Origin of the sequence: Hallerella sp. (assembly GCF_022776125.1) — a bacterium.
GTDB lineage: Bacteria > Fibrobacterota > Fibrobacteria > Fibrobacterales > Fibrobacteraceae > Hallerella > Hallerella succinigenes.
The window spans coordinates 17,010-40,768 of sequence record NZ_JALFIA010000055.1 but is presented as its reverse complement, the minus strand read 5'-3'; the positions used below and the strand labels follow the sequence as shown (position 1 = coordinate 40,768).

26 protein-coding genes are annotated in these 23,759 nt (G+C 50.2%); 13 read left to right on the top strand and 13 right to left on the bottom strand.

Annotated features, from left to right (window positions below; all coding sequences use genetic code 11):
* Positions 1–16: 16 nt before the first annotated feature.
* From MR847_RS06765 to MR847_RS06740, 6 genes are read right to left on the bottom strand one after another with little or no spacing between them, the layout of a single operon-like run.
* The gene (locus MR847_RS06765; protein ID WP_100425263.1) at positions 17–925 is read right to left on the bottom strand and encodes an MlaD family protein; all 909 of its coding nucleotides are present in this window, start codon (positions 923–925) and stop codon (positions 17–19) included.
* Positions 926–941: 16 nt separating this feature from the next.
* On the bottom strand, positions 942–1,625 hold the full coding sequence (locus tag MR847_RS06760) for a TrmH family RNA methyltransferase (RefSeq protein WP_287723303.1): 684 nt from the start codon (positions 1,623–1,625) through the stop codon (positions 942–944).
* A 6-nt stretch (positions 1,626–1,631) separates the two neighbouring features.
* Positions 1,632–2,591 (bottom strand): hypothetical protein, encoded by a 960-nt coding sequence (locus tag MR847_RS06755; RefSeq protein WP_287723302.1) that lies wholly within the window; start codon positions 2,589–2,591, stop codon positions 1,632–1,634.
* Positions 2,592–2,598: 7 nt separating this feature from the next.
* The gene (locus tag MR847_RS06750; protein ID WP_287723301.1) at positions 2,599–4,143 is read right to left on the bottom strand and encodes a M16 family metallopeptidase; all 1,545 of its coding nucleotides are present in this window, start codon (positions 4,141–4,143) and stop codon (positions 2,599–2,601) included.
* A complete protein-coding gene (locus tag MR847_RS06745) occupies positions 4,144–5,598 on the bottom strand; it encodes a M16 family metallopeptidase (protein ID WP_100425260.1) in 1,455 nt (484 codons plus the stop codon).
* Positions 5,599–5,611: 13 nt separating this feature from the next.
* Positions 5,612–6,436, bottom strand: coding sequence for a tetratricopeptide repeat protein (locus MR847_RS06740; protein WP_287723300.1), 825 nt, complete (start codon positions 6,434–6,436; stop codon positions 5,612–5,614).
* Between the two features lie 29 nt (positions 6,437–6,465).
* On the opposite strand from MR847_RS06740, the gene MR847_RS06735 reads away from it, so the two are divergent.
* The 9 genes from MR847_RS06735 to MR847_RS06695 all read left to right on the top strand — a co-directional run bounded on the left by MR847_RS06735 (position 6,466) and on the right by MR847_RS06695 (position 13,895).
* The gene (locus tag MR847_RS06735; RefSeq protein WP_100425258.1) at positions 6,466–6,987 is read left to right on the top strand and encodes a zf-TFIIB domain-containing protein; all 522 of its coding nucleotides are present in this window, start codon (positions 6,466–6,468) and stop codon (positions 6,985–6,987) included.
* An 8-nt stretch (positions 6,988–6,995) separates the two neighbouring features.
* Positions 6,996–7,712, top strand: a complete 717-nt coding sequence (locus tag MR847_RS06730) for a hypothetical protein (RefSeq protein ID WP_287723299.1) — start codon at positions 6,996–6,998, stop codon at positions 7,710–7,712.
* Positions 7,709–8,488 carry a hypothetical protein gene (locus MR847_RS06725; RefSeq protein ID WP_287723298.1) on the top strand — a complete coding sequence of 260 codons (780 nt, stop codon included), beginning with the start codon at positions 7,709–7,711 and terminating at the stop codon, positions 8,486–8,488. The genes MR847_RS06730 and MR847_RS06725 overlap by 4 nt, the downstream gene beginning before the upstream one ends.
* The gene (locus tag MR847_RS06720; RefSeq protein WP_100425255.1) at positions 8,424–9,641 is read left to right on the top strand and encodes an AI-2E family transporter; all 1,218 of its coding nucleotides are present in this window, start codon (positions 8,424–8,426) and stop codon (positions 9,639–9,641) included. The genes MR847_RS06725 and MR847_RS06720 overlap by 65 nt, the downstream gene beginning before the upstream one ends.
* Positions 9,642–9,725: 84 nt before the next feature.
* Positions 9,726–10,046 (top strand): HU family DNA-binding protein, encoded by a 321-nt coding sequence (locus tag MR847_RS06715; RefSeq protein ID WP_277000087.1) that lies wholly within the window; start codon positions 9,726–9,728, stop codon positions 10,044–10,046.
* A gap of 187 nt (positions 10,047–10,233) precedes the next feature.
* Positions 10,234–10,425: a hypothetical protein gene (locus MR847_RS06710; protein WP_100425253.1), complete on the top strand. Its 192-nt coding sequence runs from the start codon at positions 10,234–10,236 to the stop codon at positions 10,423–10,425.
* 158 nt (positions 10,426–10,583) lie between these two features.
* Positions 10,584–12,188, top strand: a complete 1,605-nt coding sequence (locus MR847_RS06705; protein WP_287723297.1) for a biotin attachment protein — start codon at positions 10,584–10,586, stop codon at positions 12,186–12,188.
* 135 nt (positions 12,189–12,323) lie between these two features.
* Positions 12,324–12,713, top strand: coding sequence for a hypothetical protein (locus MR847_RS06700; RefSeq protein WP_287723296.1), 390 nt, complete (start codon positions 12,324–12,326; stop codon positions 12,711–12,713).
* Positions 12,714–12,779: 66 nt separating this feature from the next.
* Positions 12,780–13,895 carry a hypothetical protein gene (locus tag MR847_RS06695; protein ID WP_287723295.1) on the top strand — a complete coding sequence of 372 codons (1,116 nt, stop codon included), beginning with the start codon at positions 12,780–12,782 and terminating at the stop codon, positions 13,893–13,895.
* Between the two features lie 351 nt (positions 13,896–14,246).
* Here MR847_RS06695 and MR847_RS06690 read toward each other — a convergent pair whose 3' ends face one another.
* From MR847_RS06690 to MR847_RS06675, 4 genes are all read right to left on the bottom strand, one after another.
* Positions 14,247–15,785, bottom strand: coding sequence for an Rne/Rng family ribonuclease (locus MR847_RS06690; RefSeq protein ID WP_100425250.1), 1,539 nt, complete (start codon positions 15,783–15,785; stop codon positions 14,247–14,249).
* A gap of 131 nt (positions 15,786–15,916) precedes the next feature.
* Positions 15,917–16,879: an HAD family hydrolase gene (locus MR847_RS06685; protein ID WP_277000048.1), complete on the bottom strand. Its 963-nt coding sequence runs from the start codon at positions 16,877–16,879 to the stop codon at positions 15,917–15,919.
* A gap of 6 nt (positions 16,880–16,885) precedes the next feature.
* Positions 16,886–17,716 (bottom strand): M23 family metallopeptidase, encoded by an 831-nt coding sequence (locus MR847_RS06680; protein WP_198514871.1) that lies wholly within the window; start codon positions 17,714–17,716, stop codon positions 16,886–16,888.
* 9 nt (positions 17,717–17,725) lie between these two features.
* Positions 17,726–17,995 carry a hypothetical protein gene (locus tag MR847_RS06675; RefSeq protein WP_146139431.1) on the bottom strand — a complete coding sequence of 90 codons (270 nt, stop codon included), beginning with the start codon at positions 17,993–17,995 and terminating at the stop codon, positions 17,726–17,728.
* A 75-nt stretch (positions 17,996–18,070) separates the two neighbouring features.
* Between MR847_RS06675 and MR847_RS06670 the strand changes: the two genes are divergently transcribed.
* Both MR847_RS06670 and dnaN read left to right on the top strand, forming a co-directional pair.
* Positions 18,071–18,214 (top strand): hypothetical protein, encoded by a 144-nt coding sequence (locus MR847_RS06670; protein WP_157797902.1) that lies wholly within the window; start codon positions 18,071–18,073, stop codon positions 18,212–18,214.
* Positions 18,215–18,225: 11 nt separating this feature from the next.
* Positions 18,226–19,347 (top strand): DNA polymerase III subunit beta, encoded by a 1,122-nt coding sequence (gene dnaN / locus MR847_RS06665; protein ID WP_100425247.1) that lies wholly within the window; start codon positions 18,226–18,228, stop codon positions 19,345–19,347.
* Between the two features lie 68 nt (positions 19,348–19,415).
* Here dnaN and MR847_RS06660 read toward each other — a convergent pair whose 3' ends face one another.
* A complete protein-coding gene (locus MR847_RS06660) occupies positions 19,416–21,191 on the bottom strand; it encodes an ATP-dependent nuclease (protein ID WP_287723294.1) in 1,776 nt (591 codons plus the stop codon).
* A gap of 151 nt (positions 21,192–21,342) precedes the next feature.
* Here MR847_RS06660 and MR847_RS06655 point away from each other — a divergent pair, with 151 nt between their 5' ends.
* Together MR847_RS06655 and MR847_RS06650 are read left to right on the top strand one after the other, a co-directional pair.
* A complete protein-coding gene (locus MR847_RS06655; RefSeq protein ID WP_277000040.1) occupies positions 21,343–21,522 on the top strand; it encodes a hypothetical protein in 180 nt (59 codons plus the stop codon).
* An 8-nt stretch (positions 21,523–21,530) separates the two neighbouring features.
* On the top strand, positions 21,531–21,689 hold the full coding sequence (locus MR847_RS06650) for a hypothetical protein (RefSeq protein ID WP_287723293.1): 159 nt from the start codon (positions 21,531–21,533) through the stop codon (positions 21,687–21,689).
* A 6-nt stretch (positions 21,690–21,695) separates the two neighbouring features.
* Here MR847_RS06650 and MR847_RS06645 read toward each other — a convergent pair whose 3' ends face one another.
* Entirely contained in the window at positions 21,696–22,349 is a 654-nt protein-coding gene (locus MR847_RS06645) for a potassium channel family protein (RefSeq protein WP_100425244.1), read from the bottom strand.
* A gap of 3 nt (positions 22,350–22,352) precedes the next feature.
* Positions 22,353–23,744 (bottom strand): TrkH family potassium uptake protein, encoded by a 1,392-nt coding sequence (locus tag MR847_RS06640; RefSeq protein WP_287723292.1) that lies wholly within the window; start codon positions 23,742–23,744, stop codon positions 22,353–22,355.
* Positions 23,745–23,759 lie beyond the last annotated feature (15 nt).

The window sequence follows — 23,759 nt, the reverse complement described above, 5'->3', positions numbered from 1 at the left end:
CCACTACCAGTTCTAATTAAAAGAAGTCCACATTGATGTCCAAACCGTCTTGGAGGATGATTTGGAACAAGCTGTCTGCGGAATGCAACGTCTGCACCAAGTCGTCGTGGAGGGCGCGGTCGTTTAAGAGAATACCCGCGGTATTGTCCGTTGACTGGAGCTTCGATGTCAGCGCTGTTAAACGATCGGTCACGGCGTCCAACTTTCCGATGACACCGCCGGCGTCCTTCATGAGTTCGCTTGCGTCCGAAAGAAGTCCGCCGATCGGAGCCGCCGTCGTGTCGAGCAATGCGTTGACCTTCACGGTCGCATCGTTCAAGTTCTTGAGGCTCTTCTTGAGCTGCGGATCGGTATCTGCAAGCATCTTCGAAAGACGATCTTCCAAATATTCTGCCTTATCCATCATGGTGCGGAACTTTTCACGGAATTCCGGATTCGCAATCGTAGAATCCATCACCTGGTGAACGGAGGAAATCAAAATCTTTGTGGAGTCGATGATTTCGCCTGCAAGACCAAGGGCTTCGGCGATGCCGGCGTCAAACTGACCGTCAATCGTATCGCCCGGCGCATAGTTTTGACTCGAATCGCAGAGGATTACGCCGATCTGGCGTTCACCCATGATGCCGATGTTCTGCACACGGATTTCGGAGCCGACAGGAATCCGGACATCGTTGCGGATACGCACGACGACAAGAACTTTGGTGCCAGCCAAGTGAATGTCTTCTACTTTGCCGAGTTTTACCCCGTTGATTTTCACAGGGTCGTCAAGCGTTAACGTGCTCACCTGTGGAAAACGCAAAAAATAGGTGTCAAAGACTTCCCGAGGGTCTTTGTCGTTCAAGAAGAACAAGCCAAAAATCAAAATGATAATGGCTAAAAGAACGACTAGCCCGACCGCGAGATATAAACTGGTATTCTTTTTCATCTCAAAATTAATTTAGCTATTCATCACCGATGCGCGTAATGGAGCTAGAGGCGCTTTCATCGTTTAGGTGCCTTTCCAGCCATTCGAGGAGTAGTTCATCACGTTCTTTTGGCGAAAGTGTAAAGTTTTGGCGACCTTTCTGCTGCATAAAGTGATCGAGATAGCACATGAGCACTCCCCCCGCGACGGAAACGTTCATCGATTCCGTAATCCCGTACTGCGGAAGTTTGAATTCGCAGTCGGCTGCGGCGAGGGTGTCCGGGTTGTTTCCGGTAAATTCACTGCCGAGATAAAAAGCGGTCGGCTGGGAAAGATCCAGGTCTAAGACGGAGTTGTTCGTGTTGGTGCTCGCCACGGCGATGCGGTATCCTTTTTTTCGCAGATGCTCCATGCAGGCCATGCGCTTTTTGTGCAGGTAAATGTTCATCCATTTGATGGAACCCTTCAAAATGGACTTGTTTACTTTGTACGGATTCACTTCTTCAATCACATGGACGTCTTCCAAGCCAAAGACTTCGGCGGTACGGATCACAGCCGAAATGTTGTGCGGGTCAAAAAGATCTTCAAGCACCATGCAAAAGTGACGGGTGCGGTTCTGCACGACTTTCACCAAAAGGTCGCGACGGTGTTCGGTAATGCGCGGAAGATAGGCTTCGATTTTTTCCTGCATTTCCGGGGAAGAGTAGACGTAGTTTTCCATAGACTTTTATTTTCCTGCGGGCTTGGTTTGTTTAAAGATCATGGGAGTTTCTGTAACGAAAACAGGTTTGTGTTTGCGAGCTTCGGCGCGTTCCTGTTCCACAGCGTCGCCAAGAGTCCAGTTGCGCTTGCCGGCGGCGACTTCCTTGAATTCTTCGAGTTCCTTGGCGTACTTCTTTCGGATGATGGTGGACGTATCGACCGGCGTATGATTGCCGGATACATAGCTTTCCGAGGATTCGGAAATATTGTGGATGATTTCTCCAATCTTGGAGTTCACCACATCGCGGAAGACGCCCATCTTCATAATGGAATTGAGGACGGCGTTCGCGGGGAAGACGATCGCGCGGAACTTGTAATGGGTCTTGTCGCCTTCCGGGTACATATCGAGAATCGCGATTGCGATTCCGTGCAGATTCCAGCGGAGAATTTTGCATCGACCGCTGCCGTAGAAGACGTCGTGAAATCCTTTGCCAACGCCTGCGCTATCTTGCAATGCCCAGTAAAAATCGCCAAAGAGATTTCCACCGTTATTCCCGCTAAAAAGACGGTGGTCCGGAGAGTTGTAATGGATTGTGTAATGCGTCTCTTGGAACACGTTCACAAGAACGGTCGTGAACGGGAAATGGTCAAAGAGATAGCTCATCATCGAACCGGAAACCGGAAGCGTTCCCGTATTCTCGTAGGTCACGCGGTAACGACTTCCCAAGTGTCCGAACATTTCCTTGGTGACAGGGCTTCTCATATCGATTCCTCGATTTTTTAAATCGTGAAAAATCGAGCAGAATTCACCGTCGTATTTCACATCTTCTACCGGAGAAAGTTCCTGTTCGGAACATCCCGGGAGAATCACGTCTAAGCATTTTTTGGTAGCGGCGCAAGCGTTATGGCGCAGCTCGTCCTTTGTCGGAGCGGCGAAAGCGACCGTACAAAAGAGAAGGGCAAATAGGAACGTATCACGTTTCAATGGATTCTCACTTTCGGAAGTCAAGACTGTCGATCGGAACGAGCGTAAAGTTTCCGATGTCCTTCAACTTGTCCTTGGGGCCGACGATGCTCGTTGTCATCTTGCTTGCGTCAAAATACTTGGCAATCATCGCTTTCACCTGTTCCTTGGTGACCGCGTTGATTTCGTTTACGTAATCGATGTAATGAGAATCCTTTTTGCCGAGCATCTGATCTCGGGCGAAGAGAATTGTGGAATTTTCCGGCGAGTCGAAAAGGCTCGGGAGGCTTTCGATCAAAGTCTTTTTCGCGTGGGCAAGCTCTTCGTCGGTCGGGCCTTCCTTGGCGAGCTTGTCGATTTCTTCCTGGATAAGTTTCAAAGCGAGAGCCGCGCTTTCAACCTTTGTTTGCAAACGGATATAGACATAAGATGTGTCGCGGTAATCATTTCCTGCGTGGCTGTGAATGCTGTAAGCGAGACCGTTATCGGAGCGGACGCGCGTCATGAGACGGGAAGAGAAGCTTCCGCCGCCGAGGATAAAGCTTGCGACTGCGGTCGGGTAGTAGTCTGCGTGTGGACGTTTGACGAATGGCGCTAAAATGGAAATGTTCGCCTGCGTGATGTCTTTATCTACAAGGTAAATGCCGGGCTTGTTCTTGTGGGTCATCGGCGGTACGACTGTCGTGTTCTTCGCATTCGACGGCCAGGTTTCGAAATACTTTTTGAGTTCTGTTACCATGGAATCTTTGCTGAAGTCACCGGAAATCGCAAAAATGATATTCCCGCTTTGGAAACGTCCCTTGGCGAGCTTCACCAAGTCTTCCCGTTTGACCTTGCGGAATTCTTCGGCGGTCGCGTTCCAGAGGCGCGGATTCGGCTTGTAGTTTGCGTATTCTTCTAACGCGTTCAGTACGGATGCCGGATTGTCATAGCGATGCTCGTAAGCGTTCGCCGCATTTGCTTTTTGAATTTCCAAAGCCTCGGCGTCAAATGCCGGGGAAAGGAAGACTTCCTTGGCAAGCGCAAGCATTTGCGGAAAATCCTTCGTCATGCATTCGACGCTGATGACGCTTGTGAAAGTTCCGACGGACCCCACAAGAGAAGCTGCGATGAATTCGAGAGAATCGTCTAATGCCTGCGGAGAAAGTTTGGTGGAGCCACCGCGGCGGAACATTGCAGAAAGCAATTCAAAGGCGGCTTCGTTTTCAATCTTGTCGTTCACATAAGGCTCTTCAAAGAAGATGTTGAAGTGAACGAGCGGAAGCGTTTTGTCTTCGATCACGTAGCCCGTAACGTTTTCCGAAAGCTTGATGCGGGCGTCGGATGCATTCGGGGCAACGTACTTGAACTCCGGGAAGACGATGTCTTTATACGTGGCTGGGAAGGAATCTTTTTTTGCGCTCGGAGCGGAAATGTTTGCAGTGGCTGTGGCGCTTTCGGCTGAAACTGAATTTTCAGCTTGTACGGTCGACTGTGCGTTTTGGACGGGTTCTGCTTTTTGTTCAGCGGTACTTGCGCAAGCGATGAGCGATGCGGTCGCTGTCAAGGCGAAAATGGAATGACGAATCTTCATTTAGCGTTCCTCCCCTTTGAGCAAGCGTCCGACGGTGACGCCTTTGTGCTTGAACGTCTTCTTTGCCGCTTCTTGCACGTCGGCAGGGGTCACGGTTTCGAGTTTTTTCGGCCAGTCGAGGAGCAAGCGATAATCGCCAAAAATTTCGTAGAAGGCGAGCTGCGTAGCGACGTTTTCCATGTCGAGAAAACTTTCGACAAGGCTCATCATGGCACGGTTCTTGACCTTTTGCAATTCACGTTCGGAAACCGGTTCGTTCTTGAGCTTTTCGAGTTCTTCCCATACTACGGCTTCTGCGGAATCCGGATTTGCATCTGGGCGAAGCGAAATGTGGATTGCAAATTCCGACATGTACTTGTTGATAGAATTCCCGGCGCGGACAGAAACAGCGAGTTTCTTTTCTTCCACGAGTTTCTTATACAGGCGACCGGAGCGTCCATTCAGAACGCCTTCGGCAATATCCAAAGCGTAGAGCGATTCGTCTCCTGCGGCTGGCGTTTTAAAAATGATGTCCACACGGTGCGGTGCATCGGGACGGTAAACGGTCAGGCGCTTTTCTCCGGCCTGTTCCGGGTCGCGGACGACGAGTGGCGCAAAGGCTTCTCCCGCCGGAATTTCGGCAAAGTACTTTTTCACGAGTTGCATCGTCGGCTCGATTTCCAAGTCGCCGGCGAGAACGAGAATCGAATTGCGAGGCTTGTAATACTTGCGGTAATGTTCCGCAGCCTGTTCACGGGTCAGGTTCATAATGTCCGACGGCCAACCGATGGTCGGGATGCGGTAGGGGAAAGCCTCGTAGATGATGCCGTTCAGCGTTTCGAAGTAGCGGCCCGTGGGGCGGTCGTCATAACGCATGCGACGTTCCTCGCGCACCACGTCGCGTTCCGAGTAGAATTCGCGCAGAATCGCATTCTGCATTCTGTCGGATTCGAGGTAAAGGAAAAGCTCGATGCGGTTCTTCGGAAGCGTTACAAAGTATGCAGTTGCAAGGTCCGTTGTAAATGCGTTGAGTCCGGTGCCGCCTGCCTGTTGGTAAGCGGACCAGATTTCTTCTTTGATCATGTACTGTCTTTCGACGTTCACCAGAGAATCGTATTCGGCACGGTACTTTTTCGCACGGGCGGAATCTCCTGCTAACGCGGACTTGTGAGAAAGTGCCATCACGGAATCTTCTTTTACCATCAACACGGAGTCTTTGGCAAAGTCGGTGACGCCGACCTTCTTTGTTCCCTTGAAAAGTTCATGTTCGAGAATGTGGGCAAGGCCCGAGCTTCCCGGAACTTCGTGAATGGAACCTGTCACATAAAAAAGTCTGCAACTGACGGTAGGCGCCTGCTTGTTCGGATACAGGAGCACGGTCATTCCGTTGTCGAGAACTTCTTTGTGAATCGGGAATTCGGCGGCAAAGAGCGTCGCCGAAGCCAATAGAAGAGTCGAAATCAGTTTCAGTTTCATGATCTTCCAAGAATTAAATAAAGAGGAACGTATTCAGCTTGGAGCGGTATTCCCACGTCAGTGGGTCCTTGGGACCGAGTACGCCGAAAAGGATCAGCATGGACTTTTTCGCAGCGCCGTCTTTAAAGTCCGGATTGGAAAGCGCCAAATGGAAAAAACCTTCGAGTGCCGAACGGTAATCTTTGCGTTCTGCGTCCTTGCAAGCTTCACGGAACGCCTTGGCGTCGCCTTCGACAGAATCCGTCTTGGCTGCTTCAACGAGAAGATCCATCAGGTCGAGAAGAGACTTTGCGTTTGCATATTCGGCGCTGTTGTTTGAAATCTGCTTTAGGATTTCCTTGGACTTTTCGGGATCGCCCATGCCGAGTTCGCATTTGGCGAGAAGAACCTTAAAATGGTCTTCGTTCGGAGTTTTTGCGAGGAGTCCTTCGAGAATCGGTTTAGCGGCTGCGAAGTTGCCTTCTGCAATCGCATCTTCGGCTTCTTGCTTTGCGCGGTCTTCGTCCGACATGAAGAACTTGGAAAGGCGTTTTTTCAGTTCGTCTTCCGAAAGCTTTCCCTGAATGGCATCCTCCATTTGGCCATTGTGCAGCACGACGACAAACGGGAGCGACTGCAGACGGAAGGTCTGGACAAATGCCATATTTTCCGGAATGTCCAGGTTGACTTCGCCGAGCGTAAAGTCCAGCTCGGAAGAGAGTTTCTCAAGAATCGCATTGTAAGATGCGCAATCCGGCATCTGGGAAGAGGCAAATGTCAGGACGACCGGGCGATTTTCTGCCTCTTGCATCAGCTCGGTCTGGAAATTTTCGATTGTAACTTGGATAATTTTTGCCATACCTTAAAATTTACTATTTTCTAAAGACGATGAACTCTACATGCCCCTTCTGCAAATCCGAAACAAAAAAAGTCGAGCTTTCCCACTTGGACTTGCGCATTTGTCCGCATTGCCTAGGGACTTTTTTCCCGAGCGATAAGACGATGGCGTTCCGCAGGGAAATTTTCGACAAAACCCGTATTCTTTGGCTTCAGACTTTGGAAGCGCGTAAGGCGGATTGGGTTGAACCGGATGAAAATACCTGTTGTATTGATCACGGGGAAAAGCTCGTGGACGGCAAGCTTCCAGATTATGGAAATCCGGGGAAGGTTGCCACGTGTTGCGGCATGTTCCAGTTACCGGCTTCGACAATGGATGTTTTGCTGCGTCGCATGGTCGGGACGCCTTCGGACGGAATGCTCCTTTCCACAAAAAAGAAGGAACATTTCGGCTTCATCGTGTTTCTGGGGAAGATGGTGGACAAAATTTTGGGTTCGGGCGATCCGGAAGAAGATGCGTTTGAACTTATGCAGTATAATTTGAAGTTCAAGGATATCCTCGAAAAACACTAGGAGATACGATGGCAAAACGCGTCGCAATCTTATGCATCGCGATTATCTGCTTGTTCATCGCTTTTGTTTTTATTCCGAAGCGTGAATTTTCGATAGACATATTCCCGTTGCGGGCGCATGAAACTTTGATGGTGTACGACGACCTTTCGGATGGGGGGTCTTCCATTTCGAAAATGGAGTTTTCGGATTCCATTTTGGATTTTCACTGCACGCTCGGTATGGACACTTCCAAAGGCGCATGGTGCGGACTGATTTGGACCTTTAGCGGGGAAGATACGGCCAAGAACCGTTACGAAAACTGGAGTCTTGTCGATTCCGTCGTATTCAAAATCTTTGCAGAAGAGAAAACGGAAATCATTGCAAAGGTGTGGACATTCGATCCGGATGTGACGCAAGAAGATTCCCTGCACACCTTCCGTCAGATGCTCAAAGAAATTCCGTTAGAGCAGGGTGAAAATACGATAACGCTTCCCTTCGAAGATTTTTACGTTCCGGAATTTTGGTTTGAGCAGACCGGCGCCGCCAAGGATCTTTCACAGCGTCACAAGGAACACGCCGCCCGTTTTGAAATTACGCCGGGATGGAACGTGAAACGTGGCGAACCTTTGCACATTCGCATTTCGCAGATTGCGGTCAAGGGAACGGGGTCGCTTGAACTTGCGATTTTCCTCGGCGCATGCCTTTCGATCATCATCGTCATTTTTGGATTTTTGAAGAAAAAATGAAAAGCCTTTCTTTGCGCTTCACGCTTGCGTACCTCCTTTGCCTTTTCGCTATCGCTTTGTTCTTTTTCCGTTTTCACACGGAATCGCTCGTCCTTTGGCCTCAGAACAAAGCCTTGGGAAATCCGCGAATCTATACCGACATCCGCGAAGGGGGATTCTCGACTGCCGAATTTTTTGAAAGCGACAGCGCGATCGCGATGCGGGCGACTTTGAATTCGGGCCTGTATCACCCGCATGCGGGCATCGAATTTCCGCTTGCCCAAGGCTTCGAAGCGCTTTCGTTAGAAGGCCGGGATTTTTCCCACATGGACTCGGTCGCGATTACGTTCCGCTCAAACGCCGACATTGCGCTTGTACTGTACACGGCGGATCCGGTTGCATCCAAGGTGGGTGACGTTTTGAGTCTGCGCCCGGTGCGCCTCGACATTCCGGCGACGCGCCATTACACGGAACACCGCGAAGGGCTTTCCAAGGCGCGAACGAACAAGATTTGGTTTGATATCCGCGGGGTGGAACCGGACTCGCTTTTGCACTTGGATCACGTGGTTCAAGTCGCCGTGGAAACGGGAAGGGGCTCTCTTTTGGGGCTTCCGACTGAAATCGAAATTGAAAAATTGGAGTTTTTGGGGACGAATGACCAAATTCTCCGATTGAGCCTATGTATATTGATGTTTGTAACAGGAATTTATATCTGGGGGACGATAAAAGTTCATGGAAAAGGATCCTCAAATCGAAAAAACAATCGCGACGACCGTCTCGGCAAGCACTCGGCTTAAGCTGAAGTACATCACGATCTTGATCATCGCCCTGTGTGCGATTGCTCTTGTCTATTATTTAAGAGGCGTTCTCGCTCCGTTTGTCGGCGCGTTTTTAATCGCCTATGTGGTGAACCCGGTTGTGGACAAGATCGAATTCTGGGTACGCCTGTGTCTTCGCAAACCGCGTTTTTCTGCGGTGCCTAAAAGGGTGGCGAGAATCGTGGCGACTCTTGCGACCTTGCTCTTGATGTGCCTTGCGATTACCGTTTTCTGCCTGATTTTTATTCCGCAGGTGACGGCGGAATGCAGCCGTTTCGTGACGCTTGTAAAAAAGTTTATGTCGGACAGCGCCTGGTTGCAACCGGTTCTTTCGATTGTCCCTTCGGATTGGCGTGCGGAACTGCAAAACATGACGGTGGGCACGGAGCTTGTCAATACTTTGCAGAGCATTGACTTCTGGGAAACTTTGCAGTCGATGATCGCCAAACTTTTGCCGGGTGCATTGGGCGTGCTTTCGGGGACGGCGACGGTGGTGTTGACCTTGGTGAGCATTGTTTTTATTGCAATGTACACGACCTTCTTAATGCTAGATATGCCGAAAATCACCCGTAAGGTGCGTATTCTGATTCCGCTTGAATCGGATGATCGTCCGGATATTTTGCGCAAGACGAACCTTTTGATGAAGGCGTATTTCCGCAGCCAGAGCCTTGTCGCCTTCATCGTGGGCGGTCTGTATGCGGTCTCTTTTGCTGTTATCGGCTTTCCGATGGGGATTGCGTTTGGGATGTTTATCGGTATTTTGAACATGGTTCCGTACCTGCAGGCGGCGAGTATGCCTATCGCAGCCTTTCTCGGAATCATTTATTCTCTCGACACGGGAATGCCGTATTGGCAAGTGCTCTTGGTGATTACTGCAATCTATTTGATTATCCAGATTGTCGAAGATATGCTCATTATCCCGAGGATCGTAGGCACGGAAATGAACCTTCCGCCGGTGTTGATACTGCTTTCTATCTCCGTGTGGGGCAAACTCTTAGGTTTTATCGGCCTTGTGTGCGCGATTCCGTTCACCTGCATCGTGATTGCGATTTTTCAGCAGTATGTGGAACACCGTCTGTTCCCCCGTCGCCGCCGGGAAGAGGTTGTTCCCAAAGGGAGAGAAGTCCCATAAAATAAGGGCTCACGGAAAAATATTTTGTCAAAAACTCTTGTTTTGCACAGAAAAAAAAGTATAATAAATGTATCGAATTCAAAAATACACTTAAGGAGAAATAAATCCATGAATAAGCAAGAACTCGTTGAATACGTCCAGAAGGCTGCTGGCATCGAAACGAAAGTGGCTGCTACTGCTGCAGTGAATGCCGTTCTCGACGGTATCTCGGAAGGCATCAAGAAGGGTGGCCCGGTCCAGTTGATCGGCTTCGGCACCTTCAGCGTGAAGGAACGCGCTGCTCGTCAGGGCCGCAATCCGCTCACCGGCGAAAAGATCAAGATCAAGGCTACGAAGGTCGTTTCCTTCAAGGTCGGTGCAGAACTCAAGGCTACCGCTAAGAAGTCTAAGGCCGCTAAGAAGTAATTTCGTTTACGGCTGATACTGTAAAGTTTGTAAAGAACCCGTCCCTTGGATGGGTTTTTTGCTTTTGTAGCGAAAATGTCATGTTTTGAATTTTGGGTGACAATTTTGGCGTGTGAATTTGGAGCCTTCGGCGAATATAAGGGGCTTTTTTTTACCTTTTTGTCGAAAAAAAATCTATAATAGTGCTATGAAAAAGAGATTTGGCTTATTTGTTTTTGCACTTTTGGCTTTGTTCGCCTCCGTTTTGACCGCTTGCGGTTCCAGCAGCACGGAAGCAGAAAATGATATCACGGATGAATGCACGGTTGATCCGGGTTCCATCAATTGTATTGACAATACAAAACCAGATAATTCAGAAGACGATACGTCGTTAGAATAATTATGTCACACGGCGAAGAACTCGAGCAAGATATTTCTAAGGGCTTTATCCAGAAAGCCTTCAAGAAATGTGGTGCGGGCTCTTTGCTTTTCTATATTGTAACAAATCGATCGTTTGAACCTTAGACAGGGGGTGAAATTCCCCCAAATGGATAACTTATGAAAAAGAAAATCCTATTCCAAGATACGTCTTTCCGTGATGGCTTCCAGTCCATCTTTGGCGCCCGAGTCTTTACAAAGGACTTTATGCCGGCAGTTGAAGCGGCTGCCCAGGCAGGCATCACCCATTTCGAAGCGGGTGGTGGCGCACGTTTCCAGGCTCTCTATCAGAACTGCGGTGAAGATGCGTTCGATATGATGGATACCTTCCGCAAGACGGTTGGCCCGAAGGCTCGTTTGCAGACTCTCGCCCGTGGTATTAACGTGGTGGCTCTCGCTCCGCAGCCGTACGACATGATTAAGCTCCACGCGGACATGTTCAAGAAGCACGGCATGACCCGTATTCGTAATTTCGACGCCTTGAACGACGTGAACAACCTGATCTATTCGGGTAAGTGCATCACGGACGCAGGCCTCGAACACGAAGTCGTCGTCACCATGATGGAACTTCCGCTCGGCTGCACCGGTGCACACGATCCAGAATTCTACGAAAAGACTTTGAGAAGCATTCTCGACGCAGGCGTTCCGTTCGTGTCTGTGTGCTTCAAGGATGCTTCCGGTACCGCTAACCCGATGAAGGTTTACGAAACGTTCAAGCGGGCTCGCAAGCTCCTTGGCGACAAGGTGGAACTCCGCATTCACTCTCACGAAACTTGCGGTACGGGCCTTCGCCAGTACCTCGCTGCAATCGACGGTGGTGCTGATGGAATCGACCTTGCTCGTAAGCCGCTTTCTGGCGGTACTTCCCAGCCGGATCTCTTCAGCATGTTCCATGCTCTCAAGGGTACGGATTACGCTCTCGCTCTCGGCGAAGACGGCATTGTGGATGAAAATGCAATTCCTAAGCTCATGGAAGCGAACAACGTGGCTGTGGAATGCCTCAAGGATTACAACTTCCCGCCGGAATCCCGTCAGATTTCTTCTGATGTGGTGTTCTCCCCGATGCCGGGTGGCGCTCTCACGGCCAATACCCTCATGATGCGCGAAACGAAGACGTTCCACCTGTATCCGCAGGTGATTGCGAACATGTCCGAATGCGTGCGCCGTGGTGGCTTTGCTTCTTCCGTGACGCCGGTTTCCCAGTACTATTTCCAGCAGGCTTATGTCAATACGGTAAACAAGAGCAAGGGCCTTGACACCTGGCACAAGATTACGGAAGGCTACGGCAACATGATCCTCGGCTACCTCGGTAAGACTCCGTGCGAGCCGGATGCCGAACTCGTGAAGATCGCTGCCGAACAGATGGGCAAGGAACCGTTTGCGAAGGTGCATCCGGGCGTCAAGTGCGCTGCTGAAATCATTGAACCGGGTATTCCTCAGGCGAAGAAGCTCCTCGAAGAAAACAACCTCCCGGTGACGGATGAAAACATCTTTATCACGGGCTGCCTCCAGACGAAGGGCGGCAACAAGGGTATCGACTTCCTCAAGGGTAATCGTCACATTGGCGTGCCGAAGAAGGATCCGAATGCTCCGGCTGCTGCCGCTGCAAAACCGGCTGTTGGAGCTGTCAATACCGCAGGCATGAAGGTGGCTGGAACGAACACCTACCGCGTGGCCGTCAACGGTCAGAGCTGGGATGTTCAGGTCAGCACCCTCAGCAAGTAACCCTTTTAAGGATATCTACAAACCGCTTTGGGAATTCCCAGGGCGGTTTTTTTTTGCTGGGTTTGGACAAAAAGTCCATGGAATTTGGCTTTTTTGCAATCCTCGAATCGATAATCTCAGTGTATTTTAAATGGGATGAATTTGTTTTTGGACACAGCGGATTACCGCGACCTGTTAAAGTCCTACTATGAACGGCGCAAAAAAGAGATGCCGCTCTATTCGTACAGAATGATGGGAGAAAAGCTCGGACTGGATTCGAGCTTTTTATTCCGCGTGTTGCAAAAGAAGCATCGCCTGCCGGTGCATGCCCTGCAAAAGACAAAAGAGATGCTCGCCTCGGGGAAGCCTTCCCTGATGGATGCGCATTTGACCGTGGGCGGCCCGGAAAAGGCTTTGGCAGTGCGAAATTTCCAAAAGCAGACGTTGAATTTGCCAATCGAAGCTTTGGATAATGTGCTTGTAAATGAACGCAATGTTTCGCCGACTCGTCCAAAAAAGAGTAGATTCAGTAAAGTATCCGGATAGGGTTGTGCAACTTTCGATGGCGTTTTATCCAGTGGTAAGGGTGAGGAATCAATGAAGTGGAGTTGGATGATGGGATTAGCGGCTGCTTTGAGTGGTGTCTTGGCGGCTTGCTCCGAAAAAACGGCGGGTTCGACCTTTGAAACGGAAAATTCCGTAGCGACGGTTGTTGTTTTGCACGCGGACGGGACCCCTGCGGCTTATAGCCACGTGCAGGTCTGCGAAAAGGATGCCTTTGTCAATTTCCTAGGAACGGGACTTTCCGATGTAGGAAAGTCCTATGAAACGGATGATGCCGGCGTTTTGACATTGAAAGATTTGAAACCGGGCGATTATATTGTGGAAGCCCTGACGAATCGGGAAGATGAATCGATTCTTTTAGGGGCGACGAAAGTGATGATTCCGGCGGTTCTTCCGGACACGAGCATTCCGATTTCGGTGCAGGTGGACGAACCGAGAACGATTTCGGGCCATGTGGAAACGGACATGTCACCTGCTTATGTGATTGTGCGGGGAACGCGCCACGTGCAGGCGGTGAATGCGACCGGGAATTTCTCGATGCAGATTCCGCAGGGCGATTTTGAAATTCTCCTTGTATACAAAAATCAGGTCATCGCTTCGGATTCGGTGAAGGCCGATGAAGAAAATGAATCGCTTGTCTTAACAGATACGCTTGTGCGTGAATTCCTGTTGGAAGATTTTGAAGATAGCTCGTTTGCCTGGTATGTTTCTTATTCGGAATATGCGACGGCGTCCTTGGAAAGAGTGGAGGCGGGCGAAGGCCGTGAAGGGATGGCTGCCCACTTTACTTCTCAAAATGATTCCGTGGGGGGCTGGGCACTGATGGGCCATTATTTAGGAAAGGAAGTGGATTTGAGCGCGCTCGATTCCGTTTCGTTCTGGGTCCGCGGCAGCGTAGACAATTACATCAGCTTTGCCTTCGATGTTTTGGCTGACAGCACTTCGGCTTATACAAGCGGAAAGTCCTGGATCCATATCGATGTTCCGTCGGAATGGAGCCGTATCGTGGTAACGCCGGATTCGCTTCTCGCTGCGGATAGCATCGGTGGAAATATCGGCTGGGATGCGATCAAGGATCATGTGACGAATCTGTCGATCTTTGGCGGAAAGGACGGTGAATTCTGGATCGATGAAATCGTATTTTATGGTGTCGATTGGGAATAATCGCTCATCTTACCTTGGCTTTTTGGCTGTCGTCTGGTGTTAAAATGCTCCAGAATGTGGTGGGGCGGGCTGTGGTTGTGTTGTTTGAATTCAGGATGTAGTTTGGACAATATGTCCACGGGAGTTTTTCCTCGCCTAGAGACTTTCATCAATACGGATGATACTTTAAGCGGAAAGGAGTATTCCATCATCCAACACAACACACCAAAAGCTCCGCGGTAGAATTGCTGCGGAGCTTTTTTGTGATGAAAATCTCCCGAGCCTTTTTCCCAAAATGACTACAGGAGGGATACAAAAAACTCCGCAGTTTTCTGCGGAGCTTTCGAATGGCTTGGAATTTTCACTTGCCGATTAGGCGAAGTTGTATTCTTCCGTGATGTCCTCGTCCTTGTCATTGAACATGTAGAACTGGTTCGGGAACATCTTGTCGTCTTCCACGAGTTCGATCGACATTTCGTGCTTGTATTCCAAGTAGTGGAACATACGGGCCATATCCTTGCAAAGGAGATCGACCATTTCGCTGCTCACGACCATCTTGACCTTCTTGATGCGTCCCTTGGTGCGGGCGCGAGAGAGCCAACGGTCGATGGCGGAAAGGGTCGTTTCCAAACGGAACACGTGACCGGTGCCGCGGCAGACCGGGCAGACGTGAGTCTTTTCGGTCATGAGGTTTGTGCGCACGCGCTTGCGGGTCACTTCCATGAGGCCGAACTGGCTGAGCGGTGTCGGCGTAATCGGAGCCTTGTCCTTGCGAATTGCCTTGCGGAATTCCTGGTACAGAGCGTCGCGATTTTCTTGGAGTTCCATATCGATGAAGTCGATTACCACAAGACCGCCGATATCGCGCAAGCGGAGCTGCTTTGCGATTTCGTAGCAAGCGTCGACGTTCGTTTCGAAAATGATCTTTTCCTGATCCTTACCGTGGACCTTAGGACCGGTGTTCACGTCGATGGCGACGAGAGCTTCGGTCTGATCGATTACCAGGTTGCCGCCATGAGGCAACGGAACGGAACGCTGCAGGGAACGCGCATAATCGTCTTCAATCTTGAAGTATTCGAAAAGGCTTTCCTTGGAGCTCCAGAGCTTCACCTTGTTGATCTTATCGGAAGAGAGCTTCTGCAGTTCTTCACGGATGGCGAAATATTCTTCGCGGTTATCGACATATACGTAGTCGGTGTTATCGCTGAAGTATTCGCGGATTGTCTGATTGACGGAATCCGATTCTTTGTAAATGCAAGTTTCGGCAGGCTGATGCTGGAAATTGTACTTTGTGGCATCCCACTTTGCTTCCAGTTCACGCATCTGCTTCGAAATTTCAAGTTCGCTTTCGGAAAGGCCGTTCGTGCGGACGATGTAGCCCACATCCGGTCCTTTGAGACGGCGAACGACTTTCTTGAATTCGCGACGTTTCTTCGGATCGCGTTCACGCTTCGAGACGCCGACAAAGTTTGTATTCGGCATGCAGACGAGGAATCGACCGGCAAAGCTCAAGTGTGTCGTCAAACGAGCACCCTTGGTACTGATCGGTTCTTTCACTACCTGCACCATGATTTCCTGACCTTCGTGCAAGATCTGATCAATCGAAAGTTCTTCGCCGACTGTTTCTTCATCATCCTTATCGCCGTATTCGCGGGAAAGGAGGATGTTCCGGTCTATTGCATCTTCCTGGTGAAGGAAACCAGCCTTTTCAAGCCCGATGTCAATAAACGCGGCTTTCAGCGCGGGAAGCACTTTCTGCACGACGCCTTTGTAGATATTACCCAGGACTCGGTTCGACTCTGCGCTCTCGACAACGAGTTCAGCGAGGTCTCCACCTTCCATTACGGCAATTCTCTTTTCGTACGGCGTCATGCTAATCAAAATGCCACGCTTCGTATTCTGAATAGCCATTAAAACTCCTAAATGGACAAAAACAATAAAATCTATCAGTCCCGTTCAAAAGGAACGGGAACCTCTAAAATTTTGGGTAGTAGCAATATAAGAATTCCACGGTTCAGCGATTTTAAAACCGTGGAAAATGACTAGGAATTCAGGTGCTCCGGCGGTCTTGAGGCGCTTTGGCGGATGATTTCCCGCTGCTTTTGCACAAGGTTGTCCGCTATATGGGAAACCTGCTCCGAAAGCCACATCCACGTCATGGAATCTTCGCGGTAGTCCGCTTCGCCGTACATCTGAATGCGATGGTCGCGGCGCAGGGAATCGACTTGTCGCATGGCAATGCGGTCTTTTGCGGGGTAAATCGCATAGGTTGCGCCGCCGTGCTGATTCAAAATGCTGAACGCGGGAACGTCGGAAGGACCGTCTGCAATGTAGATCATGTTTTCGAATGGAATGCGACGATTGTTCTTGTCGATCTGCGAATTCACATCGATCGTGTCGGGGAACTTATTTGAACCTTTGTTGATTTCAAACAGGTAACGCGTTTTCGAAGTGTTGTCGAGGGCGATTGCCACCTGTGAAATTTCACCTTCTTGCGGGTCCAAGCTATTGTCTAAATAGCCGGGCTGAGCAGGCGCTTCGATGAATTCACAACCAAAGATTCCGTCGAGATACGGGGCAATGATGCTGCCGCGGATCGTTTCTGCAAAACCGGTGCTCACCACGTAATGCTCTAAGCGAATGCCCGCATTCTGGTACACGGGATTTTCTTCGATGAGCTTTTTAACTTTCGGGAAAAATTCTGGAAGGCCCGGGTAAAATCCGAGTTCCTTTCCGCATTCGCGTAAGATCTTGTTCGAAAGTCCCTTTAGTTTTCCGGCCTTCACATAGGTCAGAATGTGATTCAGATAAGAGGTGTCCCGGTTGATTTGAATGCCGAACTTTGCATAGTAGGCGGGAAGGGCGTTGACCTCTTTCCAAAACTGTTTGGCGTCGATCGCGTAGCGCTTAAAAAGAGGATCTTGCATGTAGCCCGAAATGAGCGTCTTGTCAAAATCCCAGACCATGGCAATGATGTTTTGTTCAAAAGGTCTTGAGTTGTCCATAAAACCTCAGGGAATGATGAAGTAATCTTCCGGATTGACCGATTCCCCATCGATACGAATTTCATAATGCAAAACGGTGCCTGCGGTACGTCCGGAACGTCCTGCGAGAGCGATTGGATCGCCACGCTTGACCGTTTGCCCTTTCTTGACTAAAGCCTTTTCAAGATGCGCATAGAAAGTGCGAATGTGATCGGAGTGCTGAATCTTGACCGTTTGCCCAAAGCCTTGGTGCGTGCGTGCTTCGATGACTTTTCCCGCTCCGGTGGCGATGACCGTATCCCCTTCCTCGGCAAAAAAGTCCACGCCGCGGTGAGGAAGCTGCTGGTCTGTAAAATGATCCTGGATCATGCCAAAGTGATTCGTAATCACGGAATGCTTTTTAATCGGGTGCAGAACGGGGACGGCTTCGGCAAGTTTCGGATTTGCAAGAAGCGAATCGCGGAAGATGGAATAGGTCGTGTATGTTTCAAAGAGAGCTTCGGTGCGTTCTGCCTTGTGAATCGAGTCCGCGCTTTCCGAAGGGACGACGTTTTTGATGCCGCCGATCTTGTAAATGCTATCCTGGTGCGCCTTGGTTCGGTTCAAGTAAAGTTCTGCGCTGTCGTTGTCCGCTTTGAGGGCTTTCACGTTCTGCTTGATTTCGCGGTTTTGCGCCCGTAGATCCAGCAATGTGCCGTCGCTTAATTTGTTGTAAATTTCGAGAGGCGAAAAGAAGATAAACCCGCAGATCGCGATGACTGCACCGATGGTCCAAAGGATTGGCTTCCACAAAGAAACCTGGGAAGATTTTGATTTTCCGGTTTTTTCGTAAAAGAGCTGAAGGTTCAGTTTTTTCAACGTGGAACCTTAAGCTTGAAAGCCTTTCTGTTCCCGCTTCTTCATGTCGCGGATACGGGCGCGGATTTCAGAAATGTTTCCGACGAGTTCGACGACTTCCGGGTCGTTTTTGAGTTCGTCCAAGGCGTCTTTTTCAAGTGCCGGCAGAAGGCGACGGCCTAGGGACTCGTATTTTGCTTTCAAACGGGATTCTTCCGTGGCGATGTTGATCTTGTTCAGCACGGAGCATGCGCAACTCAATGCACCATTTTTGATCTTATTTAACGTGTTTTCTGCCATAAATTTCAATTCCTTGCAAATCCTTTCGAACATAAAATAATAGTTTTTACTCGTAAAAAACAATGGAGATTTTTTATGAGCCGTAGAGACCGTAGAAAAGCGATGCAGGATGCAAAGAATTTCACGCCTAAGAAGAACAAGATGAGTTCTGTCGGCGTGACGATTCTCGCTGTGATCGCCGTTGCCGCATGGATTGCTTTTGTCATGGCTAGAAACTAAGGTAAGGCACTATGAGATTTCAAATTGAAAAAGCGAAATTCCTCAGTGCCTTGAACATGGTCATCGGGGCAGTGCCGAACAAGGCTACCATTCAGGTTTTGAACAACTTTGCCATCCGCTTGGAAGGCAATTCCTTAGAAATCAGCGCGACTGACCTCGACTTGGGGATTAGGGTGATGCTCGATGTCCAGGGTGAATCCGACGGTGCCGTAGTGGTCAACGCTCGCAAGCTTTTGGACTTGGTCAAGAGCTTGATCGATCCGAAGATCGTGAACATTTCTATTGAAGTCGTCGATTACCTCGTGACAGTGCGTTGGAGCGAACGCGGCAAGGCTTCCATTACGGGCTTTGACGTGAGCGACTTCCCGCCGCTTCCGGATGTGGCAGACGGCTGCGTGTTCCAGCTCGGCAAGAGCGAACTTGACTTCCTCGCCGGCAAAACGCTTTTTGCGGTTTCGAACGACCTAACCCGTATGAGCCTGAACGGTGCTTATATGGAAACGAAGGAAGGCAAGCTCATTATGGTGGCGACCGATGGTCACCGTCTGGGCAAGGCTTACGTGGACATTGAAAACTGTACCTTGGGAAAGGGAGTCATCGTTCCGCCGAAGGCAATCCAGTACGCGCTCAAGAGCGTTTCGGGGGAATCGACAATCGAAGTGCGCATTTCCGATACCTACGTTCTCTTTGCAAGCGAAGGCGTGCAGATCATTTCCAAGCTGATCGAAGGCCCGTATCCGAAGTACGAAGCGGTGATCCCTACGAATTTCCAGCGCACGGTCCAGGTGAATCGCGCAGATCTCTTCAACAAGATCACGACGGTGATTTCCATGGCGAACGCTCGCACGCGCATGATCCGCTTGCAGCTCGACGGCAACCAGATGGAACTTTCCGCAAACGACCCGAACGTGGGTGGCGATTCGACGGAAGCTCTTTCGGTGATTCACGAAGGCGAAGACGTGTTCAGCATCGGTTTCAACGGACTTTACATGTTGGATGTCTTGAAGCTTTGTCAAAGCGATGACGTGATTCTCAAGATGAACGGTCCTGTGGCCGCTTGCGTGATAGAACCGGTCGGTTCCGACATGGACTGCATGTTCTTGCTCATGCCGCTCCGTTTGGTCGAAGATTAAACGATTATTGCAAAACAAAAAAGCGACGGATGACCGTCGCTTTTTTGTATTTGAAAATGAAAAATGCTTTAGACGTCCGACTCGTGAGAGCCTTCGATGATCCAAGCGCAAAGACGGTGAATGTCTTCGTAATCCGGCAAGAAACGGTGCGGATCTTCGTTGTGGACGCGTTCAATAAAGTGGTGCCAGGCGCGTTCGTTTTTGCCTTCTAGACCTAAATGCTGTTCGATCGCTCCACGTGTCCAGACCCAGATGCCGACTTTGGAAAGTTTGTCGTGGATGTTTTGCAAAGGTTTGCGCGCTTCGGGCATGGCGGCCATCATCGCATAGGCTTCGCTTGCCGAGATACGGCTCTTTTTGCTGACCGGAATACCGTGCACCAGGCGAATGTGTTCCTGCAGCGAAAGCTCACGGAAAAGATCCTTGCAGAATTCGATATCGGGATCGTCCTTTTCTAAGAAGCCGTCTTGCTGCGCATTGTTGAAGGCATAATCCAAATCGACGATTGCGCGCACGGGCAAATCCATGGCGGTTAAGACCTGCATACTTTTGCGCGTATTGCTCACGCCGCCCTGGTGGACGAGCGCACAGCGGATGAGCGCAAAGGACATTCCGGACATCTTTTCAAAGAGCGTCGGAAGCACACGCCATTCCGTTTTCCCTTCGGTCAAAAGCACATAGTCGGCGAATAGAAGTTCGTTTGAATTCGAAAGCGAGAAGAGCATCTGCAGCTGCGCCTGTGCATCGGTAATCACCGCGTGAACCGCATCTTCCATTCGGCGGCGCATGAACGTGCCACGTTCCTTGTTCTTTCGAATGAGAAGGGAGGTACTCACATCTTCACTGGTGACCATCTGCGCGGAATGCGTCGCAAAAATTACCTGGTAGCCTTCGCGAGAAAGGTTCTTGAGGGCGACGCGCACAAGTTCCACGGCTTGCGGATGCAAAAAGAGTTCCGGGGAATCGATGAGCAAAAGCGTCCGACTCAAATAATGATTGTGATGATGCCGTTTGACTTCGTCGAGGTAACGCACAAGCGCCATCTGAATGGCGCGCTTGGAACCTGCGCCCATCGAATGGATGTCGCGTTCAAAGCCGTCGTCTTCGTCATAGACGTTCAGCTTTGCAGTCGAAAGAAACGATGCAAGGCTCGGCGTTGGAATGTCGATCCGCACGTTCACCGAGGGGAACAGCGGACGGAGCTTTTGATTCAATCCGCGTTCAAAAAGTTCAAATTCCTGCGCGCGGGAATCGCTATGTGCATCGAGCAGGGAAGCGAAGCGCTGGATCAGCTCGTTGAAATCCTTACCGAGTCTGCGCTGCAACGGCTTAAAGATTTCGTTCAAAAGTTTGGTGAAGGCCTTGTCCCCTTCAAAATCCCAAATCTGGATCGGGTGCGGAAAAAACACGTTGAAGATGTCTTCAAATCCGTAAGGCGCCTTGATCCATTCTCCGTGACCGTTGTCTCCGTTCCAGTCCAAAACCCAGAATTCTACATCTGACGCGTTTTCTCCCGGCACACGCTGGAAACGTTGCACGCGCAGCTTTCCATTTTTGAGGAAAGGCTTGATGACTTCTTGCTGGGAGACTTCGAGCTTGCTCAAAATAGAATCGGTGATACCTGCAAAAAGTCCTTCCGCTTCTACCGGCAAATCGGGATTATCGAAATAGGAATTGTCCAGCGAAGAACGGTACAAAAGCCAGCGGATTCCCATCAAAATGGTCGTTTTTCCCGCATTGTTGTAACCGATCAAGGCTGTAAAATCGCTTAGCGGAAACGTCTCCTCTCGAATAGAGCGAAGATTCCGGATGGTAATGGATTTGAGTCTAAGCGATTCTTGCATATTCTTAAACTATACAAAAACACGGATTTTGATGAAAAATGCTCGAAAAAAAACATATAACAATGTACGCAACGGTCCTGGGTGGATTTCTGCCCGGGTGCAATCGTCGGATTTCTCACTCATCCGTCTGCCGAAGCGGCTCTTCTTTTTAATGCTTCTGGGCATTCCGTGCTCCTTCCTTTCGTGCTTCCTGTTCGATTTCCAGATTGCGCAGAACGTGGTGACGCCGATTGCGGAATCCTTGCACAGCAAAGGATTCCCAGTTCTGCTGGCGCAGATCTTTGCCGATTTCTGTGCGGAAATTCCGGACAAGTCGATTTCCATTCTTTAGAGGCTCAGGTGACTGGGCTTTTGTTCATTTCGAGCTTTGCTTTGGCGGCTGTTGCGACGGCGGTGGCGATTATCCAGAAAGAAAGTGGAACCCACTTCGCCCCGGAAATTGTCGAAGCGTTTGTGAAATGCCAGAATGAAATCAAGAAGGTGATGAACGAAGTCTAGACGAAATTATCCGAAGTCTTCGAGTATGTCGTTCGGTCCGAGAATAAACAGAATATCGTTTTCCTTGAGTGGGTAATCGGCGAGGTTTCCGATCAAAGCCTGTGGCTGTAGCGGATCGCGAATTGCGATAATCTGGATGCCGTATTTGGACGTCAAGGAAAGTTCCTTCAAAGTCTTGCCGATGAACTTGCTCGGACAAAGGACCTCGATGATCGAGAAGCCGTCGAGGAACGGTAAGCGGTCGAGCATGTTCGGGTGAGTCAGGCGTTCCGCAATGGAAATGGCCATGTCGCGTTCCGGCTGGAAAATGTCCGAGACGCCAAAACGTTCGAGGATCGACGTATGCTGGGAACTGGAACTCTTGGCGATGATATGCTTGACGCCGAGTTCTTTCAAGTTCAAAATGGTGAGGAGCGAAGCTTCGAGGTCTGCGCCGATGCAGCAGATGACCGCGTCGACTTTCGTCACCGGAAGCGCGGCGAGTTGCTGCTTGCGGGTTGTGTCGGCGACAACTGCATGGGCGACGTTCGGGGTGATGTCCTGCACTTTGTCCGGCGTGTTGTCTACAGCGAGCACTTCACTGCCGAGGCTCGTCAGATGGTTGGCGAGAAAAATTCCCGTGTTGCCAAGTCCGATGATGATGAACTGCTTCTTTGCCATTTTTTAACCCACCATGATGTCTTCTTCTGCGTACCAGGTTCCCGCATCCTTTTTCTTCACCACGGCGGAGATGAGGAAGAGGGCGCCCATACGGCCTACGAACATAAAGATACAAATAAAGATTCTACCGGAAGCGGTAAGCTCCGGGGTGAGACCAAGCGAAAGTCCGCAGGTTGAAAGGGCGCTCGCGACTTCAAAGAAAACGAATACAAAGTGTGAATGGGTACTTCCGATCGCTCCGGCCGGGTATTCCGTAAAGAGAAGCGTGAGCGTCCCGACAAGTGCGAGGACCGCGTAAACGATAAAGATTCGCAGGGCCTTGTCCACCGTTTCTTCTGGAATGGTTCTGCCCATCGCCTGGGTCTTATCGCGTCCCAAAAGACGGTTGATGCCGAGAAGGGTGATGACCGCAGCAGTCGTCGTTTTTAAGCCTCCGCCGCAGCTACCGGGGCTTGCCCCGATGAACATTGCAATGATGATGATGATCGTACTTGTTTCGCGAAGGCTCAAAGGATCGATCGTGTTGAATCCTGCGGTTCGAGATGACAGGGCGACAAATGCGCCCGAAAGCAGCTTTTCCGCCCAGCTTTGCCCGTCAAAGGCTCCGTTCCATTCGATGAGGAGAACGCTGAACATTTCAATCAAGGAAATGATAAGGGTTGCGCTGAGGGCGATTTTGGTGTGGAGTGATATCTTTTGAATGGTCCGCGTTTTAAAGTCGAAAAGGTTCTTGATTTCGGACATGGAGAGAAATCCGATGCCGCCTGCGAGCACAAGAAGAATGATCACGAGGCAAACGACCGGATTGAACTGGTAACTCACGAGCGAGTTCGGAAGCGGGGAAAATCCCGCATTGCAGAAGGCGCTGATCGCGTGAAAGACGGAATAAAGAATGCGCTCGTTCAAGGGCAAATGGCCGAACTGCGTAAAGAGCGCCGTCATGCCGAGCCCTTCCAGGACAACCGTAAATGGGAGGACGGCGGAGAGAATTTTTTTCGGTTCAATGCTACCTTCGGTGGTAAAGCCCGATTTAAAGAGAGCCTGCTGGTTAAATCCGGGTTTCATTCCGGAAAGGAGCAGGATCGCCGTAGAAAAAGTCATGATGCCGAGACCGCCGATTTGGATGAGGGCGGCAAGAATCCAGAGACCCGCATGGGTAAAGGTCGTTCCGATGTCGATGACGGAAAGGCCCGTGACGCAGACGGCGGAAGTCGCCGTGAAAAAGGCGTCTAGAATCGAAAGGTCCTTTTGGAGGGAAAAAGGGCAACTGAGAAGGATCGTTCCGAGGGCGATGACCGCCAAATAGCCTTTCACGAGGAAGAGCATCGGGTTGGAGTTCTTCTTCTTAAAAACGGGTCTGTCGACCGGAATATCCTTGTATCGCGAGAGTAACATCTTCGACCTCCAATT